10 protein-coding genes are annotated in these 12,430 nt (G+C 74.6%); 5 read left to right on the top strand and 5 right to left on the bottom strand.

Annotation, left to right across the window (positions count from 1 at the left end; translation table 11 throughout):
- Positions 1-101 precede the first annotated feature (101 nt).
- Entirely contained in the window at positions 102-263 is a 162-nt protein-coding gene (locus ABZ923_RS19425) for a hypothetical protein (RefSeq protein WP_361473005.1), read from the bottom strand.
- A gap of 415 nt (positions 264-678) precedes the next feature.
- On the opposite strand from ABZ923_RS19425, the gene ABZ923_RS19420 reads away from it, so the two are divergent.
- Positions 679-954, top strand: a complete 276-nt coding sequence (locus ABZ923_RS19420) for an alpha-amylase (RefSeq protein WP_361473002.1) — start codon at positions 679-681, stop codon at positions 952-954.
- A 75-nt stretch (positions 955-1,029) separates the two neighbouring features.
- Positions 1,030-1,599, top strand: a complete 570-nt coding sequence (locus tag ABZ923_RS19415) for a GNAT family protein (protein ID WP_361472999.1) — start codon at positions 1,030-1,032, stop codon at positions 1,597-1,599.
- A 33-nt stretch (positions 1,600-1,632) separates the two neighbouring features.
- Here the strand turns inward: ABZ923_RS19415 and ABZ923_RS19410 are convergent, their stop codons facing one another.
- The 4 genes from ABZ923_RS19410 to ABZ923_RS19395 all read right to left on the bottom strand — a co-directional run bounded on the left by ABZ923_RS19410 (position 1,633) and on the right by ABZ923_RS19395 (position 7,236).
- Entirely contained in the window at positions 1,633-2,976 is a 1,344-nt protein-coding gene (locus tag ABZ923_RS19410) for a VWA-like domain-containing protein (RefSeq protein ID WP_361473013.1), read from the bottom strand.
- A gap of 38 nt (positions 2,977-3,014) precedes the next feature.
- Positions 3,015-4,280: an AAA family ATPase gene (locus tag ABZ923_RS19405; protein ID WP_361472996.1), complete on the bottom strand. Its 1,266-nt coding sequence runs from the start codon at positions 4,278-4,280 to the stop codon at positions 3,015-3,017.
- 92 nt (positions 4,281-4,372) lie between these two features.
- Entirely contained in the window at positions 4,373-5,836 is a 1,464-nt protein-coding gene (locus ABZ923_RS19400; RefSeq protein ID WP_361472993.1) for a hypothetical protein, read from the bottom strand.
- A 113-nt stretch (positions 5,837-5,949) separates the two neighbouring features.
- Positions 5,950-7,236: a PAS domain-containing protein gene (locus tag ABZ923_RS19395; protein ID WP_361472990.1), complete on the bottom strand. Its 1,287-nt coding sequence runs from the start codon at positions 7,234-7,236 to the stop codon at positions 5,950-5,952.
- A gap of 268 nt (positions 7,237-7,504) precedes the next feature.
- On the opposite strand from ABZ923_RS19395, the gene ABZ923_RS19390 reads away from it, so the two are divergent.
- The 3 genes from ABZ923_RS19390 to ABZ923_RS19380 are packed head-to-tail and all read left to right on the top strand — an operon-like array spanning position 7,505 to position 12,218.
- Entirely contained in the window at positions 7,505-8,878 is a 1,374-nt protein-coding gene (locus tag ABZ923_RS19390; RefSeq protein WP_361472987.1) for an ATP-grasp domain-containing protein, read from the top strand.
- Positions 8,875-10,887 (top strand): PEP/pyruvate-binding domain-containing protein, encoded by a 2,013-nt coding sequence (locus ABZ923_RS19385; protein WP_361472985.1) that lies wholly within the window; start codon positions 8,875-8,877, stop codon positions 10,885-10,887. Before ABZ923_RS19390 ends, ABZ923_RS19385 begins: the two co-directional genes overlap by 4 nt.
- 8 nt (positions 10,888-10,895) lie before the next feature.
- The gene (locus ABZ923_RS19380) at positions 10,896-12,218 is read left to right on the top strand and encodes an MFS transporter (protein ID WP_361472982.1); all 1,323 of its coding nucleotides are present in this window, start codon (positions 10,896-10,898) and stop codon (positions 12,216-12,218) included.
- Positions 12,219-12,430 lie beyond the last annotated feature (212 nt).

The following is a 12,430-nucleotide window of genomic DNA, read 5'->3' as shown; positions in this document are numbered from 1 at the left end:
CCTTCGGGCCCACCGGGGCCCCGGGGGGGGCCCGGGGCGGCGGTACGCGGGGGGGCCGGGGCCGCCGGGCGCCCGCCGGCCGCGGCCGGGCCGCCGTGGGGTCACATTCCCGACGCCGACCGGCGGGTGCGCATCTTGCCGAAGAGTCGCTGGGCCTGGGCCCGGCGGCGCGGATCGGCCGCGGTACGGCGTACTTGCTCGATCGTGCGCCGACCCTGCGGACTCCTCGCGAAGTCCTTGAGTCGCTGGAAGACGCCTGCCATGACACTCCTTTCGCCAGGGGTGCCCTGCTGTTGTCGGGCCCCGCGAGGTTCGACTACCCGGTGACGGACGGTCCAGCCTCTTTCGGCCGACGGCGGGTCGTCGCGGCGCCACCCGGCTTGCAGACGCCCCCGGGCTTCGGCCCGTGCCGCGGCGCGCTGCCTGGGAGAACGGAGGGGGCGCGCCCGGCCGGCGCTGAAATGGTTGAAGCCTCACTCGGGTCGCCGGCCCGGCCCAGGCCGTCTCGCAGCAGGGCAGCACCCGTTCACAGCGTGCAACCGCCGCGGTGTCCGAAGGCAGGCAGAGGCGTGTTGCGCCCGGCCACGCCGTCTGATTCCTTCGACTCCTGAACGCATAAAAGGGAGTTGAATCGTGCAGAGTTGGATGAAGTGGTCCGTACGGACGGCTGGTTGCTTCATGTCTTCGATCCTTTCCGTCGCCCTCGCGGAGCCGGCCTTCGCGGGATCCGAGAGTCCCGAGCCGGCACCCGCCTGCGTCTCCCTGTACGAGAGCTGGCGGTACACCGAGGCCTCCAGCAACTGCGCCTACCCGGTCGGGGTGAGGGTCGTCTACCGGGACGGGGCCACCGGTCTGTGCTACACCCTGCCGCCGGGTGCTTCCCGCACGGTCGGCGAGGGGTACCTCGGTGCACACGGTCACCCCGGCCACCTCGATCTCTGCGAGGTCTCCTGAAAAATGGGCGGCAGAGGGCAGCCGGTGGCCGACTACCCTGGCCGGTGACCCACTGGCAGCACACGGGGAGGTCCGATGACCGCTGTCTCGCCTGGCGTCCAGGCACCGGTCGCCACCGAGCGGTTGATCCTGCGGCTCTTCACTCCTGACGACGTCGAGGACCGGTATGCCTACCAGCGCCTCGAGGAGGTGGCCCGTTTCCTGTACCGGCCGCCGCTCACGCGCGAGGACTGCGCCGAGTCCATCGCCGCGCGGGCGGGCGGGACGCCGTGGCAGGCGGACGGCGACGTGCTGCTGCTGGCCGTGTGCCGGGCGCAGGAGCCGCAGGTCGTCATCGGCGAGGTGGTCCTCACGCTCACGAACGCCCGCGCCCGGCAGGCGGAGATCGGCTGGGTCTTCAACCCGCGGTACGCCGGGCACGGTTACGCCACCGAAGCGGCGCGCGCCCTCGTCTCGTCGGCCTTCGGCCGGCTGGGCGTCCACCGCCTCTTCGCCCGGATCGACGTCCTCAACACCGCCTCGGTGCGCGTGTGCGAGCGCCTCGGCATGCGGCGGGAGGCGCATCTGGTCGACAACGACCTCGACGGCGATCGCTGGGGCAGTGAGTACGTCTACGCGGTCCTCGCGCGCGAGTGGACGAGCTGAGCCGGGGACATGCCGGCCGGGAGCCGGCGCGGCTCAGCCGATGGTGACGACACGTGCCCAGGGTGGTGGGGCGTCGGGGACGTAGTCCGGGTCGTCCTCGTCCACGGCGCGCGGCGGGCGGGGGAAGAGTCCGACGACGGTACGGCAGGGCGGCTGCGCGGACGGCCAGGGCGTCTGGCCGTCGGTGAGGGCGACGATCACGTCCGGGCGGGGCCGGGAGCGGAGCGCGCGGGCGAAGCCGGAGCGCAGATCGGTGCCCCCGCCGCCCAGCAGCTCGATGTTCTCGGCCCGGCAGAGCGGTACGGCGACCCCGGCCGCCGCGTCGCAGGAGATCACCGACACGAGGTCGCGGCGCCCGCCCACCGCCCGCGAGATCGCCGCCACCTCCAGCACAGCGCTGCCCAGTTCGGCGTCGCTGACCGATCCGGAGGTGTCGATCACCACGCAGACGTGGGGCGGCGTGCGGCGCAGGCTCGGCAGCAGGACTCCGGGGAGCCCGGCCGAGCGCCGGGAAGGGCGCCGGTAGCTGTGGTTCTCGCCCACGCCCGGCGCGGCCGCCGCCGACCGGACGGCCGCGCCGAGCAACTGCCGCCACGGCTGCGGTGGATGGAACGCCTCGTCCGCCCACCGGCGCCAGCCCTCCGGTGCGTCGCCCGGCCGTCCCTTGATGCCCTCGGCGACCCGGAAGCGGACGGCGTCCCGCTGCTGCCTGCTCAGCCCGTGGGCGCCGTCGGGACCCAGCTCCCACGGCCGGGCCTGCCCGTCGGCACCGCTGCCGCAGTCCAGCCAGGCCAGGTCGGCGGCGAGCCCGGACATCGACGCCGTCCGCAGGTACTCCTCCATCAACAGGCCGTCGGGCAACCGCAGCAGCGACGGCAGCACCGCTCCGGCGGGCCGGGGCAGACCGTCACCGTAGATGTCGTCGTTGATCTCGAAGTCGGCGGCGATGTTGCGTCGCAGCCTCCCCCAGCCCTCGGTCGCCGAGGCCCCCGCCCCGGTGCCTTCGCCCGGCCCGTGCTGCTCGTGCTCCCGCGCGTACCGCTCGCCGCGTCCGTGGTGGTCCCGGAGCAGGTGGGAGACCTCGTGCACCCAGACGCCCGCCAGCTCTTCCACCGGGGTGCGCGCGACGAAGCCGGGTGAGACGTAGCAGCGCCAGTGCGCGTCCACCGCCATCGTCGGCACCGAGCGGTCCTCCACGACGTGCAGCGCGAAGAGGGCGGCGGCCAGGTAGGGGCGTACCTTCACCGCGTGCAGCCGGGCGGCCAGCAACTTCTCGGTGTCCAGGGGGAGTCCGGTCCGGTCGTACGGTTCGCCGGTGCCGGCCGGCGGTCCGGGTACGGCAGCCCGCACCGGGCGTGGCGGCGCGGGCGGGGCCATGGGGTGCGGCAGCGGGACCGGGCGCTTCGCGGCCCCCGTCACCGGCGCGCCCCCCTCGTGCTCCCGGCAGCTGCCGTGGCCCGGACCACCGACCGGTCCGCGCGGCGGGCGAGGCCGACCACCGCGGCCAGCCGCTCCACCGTCTCCGGGACCTCCCAGTCGTCGCGCCGCAGTGCGGCCAGCGTGGTCGCCGGGGCGACCAGCAGGTCCGGGGCGCCGGTCTCCAGCGCCCGGGCCAGCACCTTCCAGGCCGCCTCCCACCGTTCCCGCTCGGGTCGTGCGCCGACGGCGGCCACCACCGCCTCCAGCGCCGCCTGCCGCAGGTCGCCGCGTTCCGGCAGCTCGGCGACGGGGGGATCGGCCAGCAGCGACTCGGGGTCCGGCAGGTCCATCCGGTCCAGGTGGGCGAGGAGTTCGAGCCCCGGCCCGTCCCCCACCGCGCCCCGTACCAGCAGCGCGAGCACGTCCCGGGAGACGGCGGCGGCCGTGCCGAAGGCCAGCAGGGTCAACGCGGCCTCCCAGCTGCGGGGCGAGGGCCAGGCACCGCCGCGCCGCGTCTCGGTGCTCGGCAGCCGGTGGATCAGTGTCGGCCGGGCCTGGAGGAAGCCGCAGACCGCGCGCCGGGCGTACGCCACCGCCTCGGGCAGCCGTTCCGGCTCCAGCCGGGGCAGCTGCGCGCGGGGCCAGACCCCGCCCAGTCCGCGCACCACCACGTCCCGGTCGTGCACCCAGTACAGGTGCACGAACCGGTTGGCCAGCGGCGGGCTCAGCTCCCAGCCGTCCGCAGCGGAGGCGCGCGGGTTGGCGGCGGCCACGATCCGTACGCCCGGCGGCAGGTCCAGGGCACCGACCTTGCGTTCCAGGACGACGCGGAGCAGTGCGGCCTGGACGGCCGGGGTGGCGGTGGAGAGTTCGTCCAGGAAGAGCAGGCCCTTACCGGCGCGTACCAGCTCGACGGCCCACTGCGGCGGCGCCATCGGCACGCCCTGCACCGCCGGGTCGTCGCCGACGATGGGCAGTCCGGAGAAGTCGGACGGCTCGTGGACGCTGGCGATCACGGTCGTCAGCGGCAGGTCGAGGGAGGCGGCGAGCTGGGTCAGGGCCGCGGTCTTGCCGATGCCCGGTTCGCCCCAGAGCAGCACGGGCAGGTCGGCCGCGACGGCCAGGGTGAGGGCTTCGAGCTGCTCGTCGGGGCGCGGCTCGGTGGTGGTCGTCCGCAGCAGCCGCAAGAGGTCGTCGGCGAGAGTGAGTTGGGCGTCCGTCGTGGGCGCGCCGGGGGCGTGCACAAGGGTGCTGGAGGTCATGGGTATCACCTGGGGTGGGGTCGAGGGAACGGAAGGGCGTGCGGGGGTACGGCGGCGAACGCGGCCGTGCCGCACGGGAGTCGGGAGGAGGGTCAGCGCATCAGGCCGGTGCGGGGCCGGGCCCGGCTGGTGTGCTTGCGGCGCAGGTCGTGGGGGACACGGCGATCGAGCCGGGGACGATGGCTCGCGTCCGCGTGTGCCGCGTCCGGGGCGGTCTCGGCGGCGGGGTGCACGGTGACCAGCCCCGAGCGGAAGAGACCGTGGTCGACACGGCGGGCCGCGGCCGACTGCAGTTCCTGCCGGAGCGGCCCGTCGGGCAGGACGGCGCCGGGCCCCAGCAGCCCCTCCACCACGGCCAGCGCCCCGGCGATGTCGCCGTGGAGCAGCCGCTCCCGGACCGCGGGCAGTGCCTCCGGGTCGCGGTGGACCGAGTCGATCGCCCGCACGCAGGGCAGTGCCGGTCCGCCGAGCGCCACCAGCAGCTCCTCGCGCCGGAGTTCGGACGGGTCGTGGTCGATCGCCGTCAGCACCCCGTCCCGCAGCGCGATCCGGTGGACGGCGCCCCGGCACTCCACCCGGTGCGGATCACCGGGAGCGGGTGCGGGTACGGCCGCCGGTGCCGGACCCGGCTCCGCCAGAGCGGCGGCGACGAGCGGATGCAGCCGGTCGGCCGCGACGAGCCCGGCCCGCAGCAGCTCCAGATCCGGCAGGACCCGGGCCGCGGCCTCGGGGAGCACCGGAAGCGCCGCGACCCGCTGGGGCGGTGGCACTTCTCGCAGCGGCCTGATGACCGGGGCGTGGCTGTCGTCGGGGGCGACGAGTTCGAGGACGGCCCGGCTGCGCGCACCGAGCCGCACGGTGAAGGCCCCGCGAGGGCGCCCCTCGGCCCGCAACAGCAACTCCGCCTCGGCGGCCCACCGGGCCACCGCCCACGACGCCTCGTCGGCGGCGGGCCGGTCCGCGAGGTCCGGCGGAAGACCGGTGCCGTGGGACCGGCGGTCGGGCGCAGTCGCGTCCGCACCGCACCGCCGGGCGAGTTCGCCGCTGCGTCCGGCGTCCCACAGGTGCCGGTGCAGGTCGAGCCGGAAACGCCGGTCGGGATGCGGGTGCGGGTGGTGCCGGGGGGCGCCGGTGCCGGACCCCTCCCACAGCGTCAGCGACATCCGCTGGCCGGCGTCGGCCCAGGTGGGCGGTGTGCGCACCACCAGCTGCACTGGTGTGGCGGCCGAGCTGCCGTAGCGGGCCAGGGAGAGGGTGAGGCCGGGCCGCAGCCGCCCGTCGGGCGCGCTGCGGGGCATGTGCCAGCGGAGCAGATCGGGCGCCAGCCGGCGCAGGTCCGCTCGCAGGCGGGTGGCGACCTCGGTGCCGTGGCGGTTGCGCACGGCGCGCAGATCGAGATCGGTGTCGACACGGGCGGCGGCGCAGGCCCCCGACCAGTCACCGACCGCACGCCGTGCGGTCGCGGTGTCGATCATGGACGGTGGCACGGCGTACGCGCGTACGCGCTGCCACATCAACAGGCGGGACGGGACGTCGTTCGCGAAGTGATGTGCCATCAGCACTCACCTTGCAGGAACGATTCCCCCAATCCGTACGAGGAGGAGTTCATCATCCCGCGCATCATAACCACACCCCGAGGGGCTGTCCCCGGTCTTTTCTCCCGGCCGGCTCAGACGGGGCTGAGCGGATGGGCCGCCGTGGCGGACCGGGGCGGCCAGGCCTGGGGGGAGAGGATGCCGAGCACATAGGCGCGGGCGACCAGGGCGGGGCGGGTGGCGGCGCCCAGGCGGTCGCGCAGGCGGCTGAGGTGGTAGTCGACCGTCTGCCGCGAGAGGTGCAGCGTTCCCGCGATGTCCGCGTTGCTGCGCCCGGCGGCCAGCAGGGCGAGGATGCGCACCTGGGTGGCCGTGAGCGGCGGCTGTGCCTCCTGGCGCAGTCCGACGTGGGTCATGACGGCCCACACCCCGGACACGCGTTCCGCGGCACCCGGCACCGCGCTCAGGTGGACGCACACGCGGCGCAGCCCGCTGTCCGCGTCGACGAGGACCGCGGCGGCACGGGCGCTTCTGCGCCGGCCGCCTACCAGGTCGTCCCAGATCCGGTGCAGGGCGCCGCGTTCGGGTGTCCTCGCCAGGAGGCTGTCGGCGGGCAGTCCGATGAGCTCGGGGAGGCGGACGTGCAGGAGGTCCGCGACGGCGGTGCCGGCCTCCCCGACCAGTCCGTCCGCCGACAGGCGGACGCAGAGCAGGCCGCTGTGGTCGCGCAGGGTCCGTAAGTCCTCCTCGGCCCGGCGCCGTTGCTCCAGGGCCCGGACGGACTCGGTGACGTCGACGTAGATGCCGGCCACACAGCGGTGCCCGGCCCAGCGGACGGGGAAGCGGTACCCGGCGGCCTGGCCGGAGGAGCCGTCGGGGCGCCGGTAGGCGAGGGTGTGCCGAACCGGCCTGCCGCCGGCCAGGACCTCCCGGTCCAGGGCGAGGAACCGGGTGACGTCACCGGGTTCGTCGACGTCGGCGAGGTGGCGGCCGATCACGGCGTCGCGCGTGGTGCCGTACAGGTGGGCGTACGCATGGTTGGCCCACAGGTAGCGGCCGGTCGCGTCGCGCACGAACGCCGCGGCCGGGGTGAGGTCGGCGAACGCGGCGTAGGGGTTCTCCTCCGGCCGGCCGCTCACCTCGACCGCCACTCCCCTGCTGCGGTGCCGGCCGCCGCCGGCGTGGCGGGCGGGCCAGTTGACGTCGAAGGTGCGGCCCTCGAAGCACGCCTGGTAGGGGCCCGCCTCCGGCGCACCGGACGGGCCGTCGCGGTCGGCGCGGAGGGCTTCCAGGAAGCGGCGGGCGGTCCGCTCGTCGGCGAACGCGCCACCTCCGCTGTCGACCACTTTCTGCCCGCCGTCGGCTTCCCACCAGGACACCGGAAGGGGCGCGAGCAGCGTCTTGAAATCGGCCTCGTCCACGGCCCAACTCCTTCAATCGTCCACCATGTCACGGTGAGTGACACCTCATGCGTATCCCGTAGCGCACCGGTCATGCGCGGTCCCGACACTGCGGCATTTGCCTGAACGCCTCGCTGATTTCCGTGCGGCGCACGTGAGTTGGGGCTGGTTCGCTGGAACGAGAGGGCGGCGCGGCGGACTTCACCGGCAGCGCGTCGCCGGCCGCCGCAGCCGTTCCGGGCGCGGCCCGTGCCCGGGACTACGGGACGATCAAGGGAGTTGGGTTTCCGTGAGCAAGGTGCTGTACGTGCATGCCAAGGGCGGGCCCCCGGCGGGGTACGCCCTGAGGCGGGTGGCCGCGAGGTCCGCGGTGCACCTGCTGGCACTCAGCGAGCTGCCCGCCGGCGTCGCGGCGGACGCCGCCAGGCTGTGCGACTCGGCCGTCACCCACGCCGCCGCGGAAGAACACGACCTCGTCGGGCTGATCACCGCCCGGGCCCGCGAGGTGGGCGCGGACGCGGTCGTCACCTTCTCGGAGTACGCGGTGGTGGCGGTCGCCGAGGCGTCCCGGCGGCTCGGGCTGCGGGGCGCCGGGCCCACCGCCGCCCTCGCCCGGGACAAGCGGCTGATGCGTGCGGCCTGGGAGCGCCGGGGCCTGCCGCAGCCCCGGTTCCGCTCGGTCGCCACCACCGGCGAACTGGAGCGCGCGGCCGTCGAGTTGACGTTCCCGTTGCTGCTGAAGGCCGCGTGGAGCGCCGGTTCCACCGCGCACCAGATCATCACGACACCCGGGGACCTGCGCGCGGCCTGGCAGCGGTCGCGTGCGGTGATGGCGGAGTCGGCGCTGCTCGGGTTCGCGGAGCTCCATGTGGCCGGGGCCGGCGAGGACTTCATCGTGGAGGAGATCGTCAGCGGGTGCGCCGGGGACTGGTTCGACGGTCCCGGCTGGGGTGACTACGTCAGTGTCGAGGGCGTGGTGGTCGACGGCGTCTTCCGCCCGGTGTGTGTGAGCGGACGGATGCCCACGGTGGCGCCGTTCACCGAGCGCGCCGGCATCACCCCGGCGGCCCTCGGGGGCGCCGCGCAGGCCGCGATCGTGGAGCTGGCCCGGCGGGCCGTGGACGCCCTGGGTCTGGAGAACTGCGGTACGCACACGGAGATCAAGCTGGGCGCCGACGGCCGTATGTGGCTGATCGAGACGGCCGCGCGGTTCGGCGGGGCGATGACGGTGCCGCAGATCGAGCAGGTCTTCGGGCTCGACCTGGTCGGCATGTTCACCGATCAGCTGCTCGGCGGCTCGCCCGCCTGGCCCGCGCGGGCGTTGGCACCGGACGACGCCGACGGCGCGGCCGGGTCCCTGGTGGTGCTCGCCGTGAACCGGGACGGCTCGCCGTGGGCCCGTCGCCATCTGTGGGACTCCGGGGCGGTCGTCCGCTCCGCCCCGGTCGGCCCCGGCAGCACGCTGTCCGTCGTCGCCGAGAGTTCCCTGCCGGACGGCTCCCTCGTGCCGGTGTACGACCCTGCCGCCGGCGCCAACACGATGGCGGCGGTGTGCCTGTTGTCGGCCGACCGGCCGCAGACCGTCGTGGACGACTTCAGCGCGGTGGTGGACGCCCTGCCGCGGATCCTGCCCACGGACGTCACCGAGGCGGTGCGGGCATGACCGGCACACTGCCCGGGACGGACGCCCCCGACGCCGCGGGCGACCGTACCGCCGTCGGCGCCAACCTGTCGCTGCCGCTGTTCCGCGCGCTGTCCGGGGTGCTGGCCGGGCACCCGTACCTCAAGGTGGTCGTGGACCGGGCCCAGGACACCTGGCACCTGCTCGACACCCGGGTGCACCCCTTCCACGTCGACTACGTCGCGACCCGCGTCCTCGGCATGACGCTGGACGAACTCGACGCGCACCTGGACGCGTTCAACGCCTCGGTGTACATGGACCCCGAACGCCGTTTCCTGCTCGGGGTGCTGTCCCTGCACACCGAGGAGGAGGCCGGCGGCTCCGAGCGGCCCTTCCTCGTCCTGGAGACCACCGAGGCGGACACCATGCCCGGGCCGCTGCTGGAGGAGTTCTACCACTTCGTGCGCGGACGGGTGGACGGCCGCCTGCCGCTGCTGCTGAAGCCCGCCAACCACGGCCAGGAACAGGAACTGGCCGCGGTCGGCGAGGCACGGGTGCCGCGCATCCTCAGCCATGAACTGTTCGGCAACCGGATGCGCACCTGCCTCAACCCGGGCGAGGCCGAGGGGCGGCTGCGCTACTTCCGCACCGCCGCCGAGTACGCGAGCGCGGCCGCGGACCTCGGCTGGCCGGACATCATCGCCATGCCCCGCCTGCCCGACGACGTGCCCCGGGCCGCCGGGTTCATCAACACGGCCCCCACCACGCCGCTCTCGCACACCAACGTGCTGGCCTCGGGCTGGGGCATCCCGAACGCGATCGTCCGCGATCTCGACGCCGTCGTCCGGCGCGAGGGCCTCGACGGCGCGTGGGTGCGCTACCGCGTGCGCGAGGACGCCATCACCCTGGAACGGCTGCCCGGCGCACCCGACCTGGAACGGCCCGCCTGGCACCGGCAGCGCATCCGCATCGAGACACCGCTGCTCCGGCAGGCCCCGATCCTGGCGCTGCACCGGCTGCGGCGCACCGACCGGGACGGCTACGGCACCAAGGCGGCCAACCTCGGGGAGCTGCACCACGTCCTGGACAGCCGCACCGCGGATCTGACGCGGTTCTACGCCCGCCCGCGTCCGCCCCGGCCCGATCTCCTCGGCCATCTCGCGGCCCGGCTGGGCGAGCCGGGGGCGTCGCCGGAGCGGCTGCGGGCCGCCGCGGCGGAACGCGTGGCCGAGACGGTCCGCGCGCCGAGGGGGGTGGCCCTTCCCTTCCGGCTGCACCACCTGTTCCTCACCTCCTCCCCCGCGCTGCAACAGGGCATCGGCAGGCTGAAGATGGCGCTCGAGCTCGACGCGCTGGACGTGGTCGACTCGCTGTCGCTGCACCTGCAGCGCCTGACGTGCGGGACGCCGATGCCCGAGGACGTGGCACGGGCGATCACCGCCTCCGTGGCGGAGCTGACCGCGGACGGGCGTCGTCTGGTGGTGCGCTCCTCGTCCAACGCCGAGGACCTGCCCGGCTTCTCCGCCGCCGGGATCTACGACTCCGTCACCACGGTGCACGGCACGGACCAGCTCATGGACGCGGTACGGCAGGTGTGGGCGTCGCTGCTGTCGCCGCGCAGCGTGCGCCTGCGGCACCAGGCCGGCATACCCCTGGACGACACCTACATGGGAGTGATCGTCCAGGAGTACACCCCCGCCGAGCTGGGGGGCGTCCTGGTGACCTGCGATCCGACCCGGCCCGAGGACTTCCGCAACGTGTACCTCAACTGCACCCCCGGCTCGCCCGAGCGGGTGGTCGACGGCACCGTGCTGCCGCAGCAGTACCTGTACAACACCGTCGAGGGCGGTGGGCGCACGGTCGACCTCGGCTCCTCGCGCGAGGACCTCCCGGCGGCGACGCGGGCCTCACTGGCCCATCTGGCGCTGGCGGGGCGCCTGTTGCAGTCCCACTTCAGCGAGACCGACTGCGACGACGCCCTGGACATCGAGTGGCTCATGACCGCCGAGGGGACCTTCCACCTGGTCCAGGTCCGCCCCTACGCCCGGTGAGGCGCCGTATGTCCCTCCTGCGGCCCTCCTCCCCCGCGCCGGCGCCGTCCCCGGCCGCGCGCCGGATCATCCGCCTGAACAACGGGTTCCAGCTGCTGTTCAACCTGCTGTGGTGGATGCCCGTGTTCTACGCGTACCAGCGTGACGCGGGCCTGTCCGACGGCCAGATCTTCGGCATCCAGAGCATCTACTACATCGCCTTCTGCCTGTTCGAGATACCGACCGGAATCGTCGCCGACCGTATCGGCGCCCGCAACTGCCTCCGCGCGGGAGCGGTGGTCATGACGGCGGCGAACCTGCTCCCGGCGCTGGCACCGACCTACACCGGTTTCCTCGCGCACTTCCTGGCCATCGCGGCCGGACGGTCGCTGACGTCGGGCGCGGCGAGCGCCTATCTCTACGACGGGCTGCGCGCGGAGCGGGCCGACGCCCACTATCTGCGGGCCGAGGGCACGGCGCGCGCCCTCGGGCTCGCCGCCAAGGTGGTCTGCTGGCCGCTCGTGGGGCCGCTGATGACCCTGGCGCCGCAGACACCGTACGTGCTGAGCGCGGCGAGCGCGGCCGGTTCCCTCGGCTGTGCCCTCGCCCTGCCGCGGCTCGCCGCGCGCGGGACGGAGGCCCGGCCGCGTTCCCCGGCGCGGCCCGGCGGGGGCTTCCTGCGGGACACCGGCGCCGCGCTGCGTGCCCTGCGGTCCTCGCCGTGGCTGGCCCTGCTCATGGTCCAGGGCGTCGCCGTGTTCACGCTGTCGCGGATCTGCCAGGTCAACCTGTTCCAGCCGGTGCTCCTTGACCACGGCATCGGGGAGAGCGCGCACGGCGGTGTGCTCGCGGCCATGACGGTCGCCGAGGCGGTGGCGTCGGCCCGACCGCAGTGGCTGAGCCGCCGGGTGCCGCCGGTCGTCTGGGTGTCCCTGCTGAGCGTGGCGCTCGCCGCGGCCCTGGCGGGCACCGCCGTGGGCGGGCCGTGGACCGTCGTCGCCCTGCTGTGCGCGTTCGCCGCGATCACCGGGTTCGTGTACCCGGTGCAGCGCAAACTCGTCAACGACGCCGTCCCGGCGCACGCCCCGCGTGCCACGCTGCTGTCGGTGGAGAGCATCGTGGACCGTGCCGTGTGCGCGCTGGCCGCGGTGGCCGCCGGCGCCTATCTGGCGGCGGGCCGGCTGGACGCGCTGCTGTGGCACAGTGCCGCGGTCACCTGCGTCCTGATGCCGGCACTCCACCTGGCCCTGCACCGGGTCGGCCGGACGGGGCCCCCGGGCGGGAAGGACGGCGGCGTCCCGGCCGGCCGGCCCGTCTCCCTGCCGGCGGACGAGGGCGCGGCACCCCGCTGACGCTCGGCTCCCGCCGCCCGGGTCCGCCGGCGGCTGCGTAGCCGGGGATGAGGCGGGGACGCCTACGCGTCGGCAATTCGCCTGCGCCAACCGGACCACTTCCGTCTGGCTTTCCGGCGTACTGCTTGTTTCCGGCCACGCGCTCAGGACCCCCGCCTCTCCGCCCAGACGTTCGAAGTGCGCGTCGGAATAGAAAGGATCAACGATTGTGC

Source organism: Streptomyces sp. NPDC046881, assembly GCF_040645015.1.
Taxonomy (GTDB): Bacteria; Actinomycetota; Actinomycetes; order Streptomycetales; family Streptomycetaceae; genus Streptomyces.
This window is presented reverse-complemented; position numbering and strand designations above follow the sequence as displayed.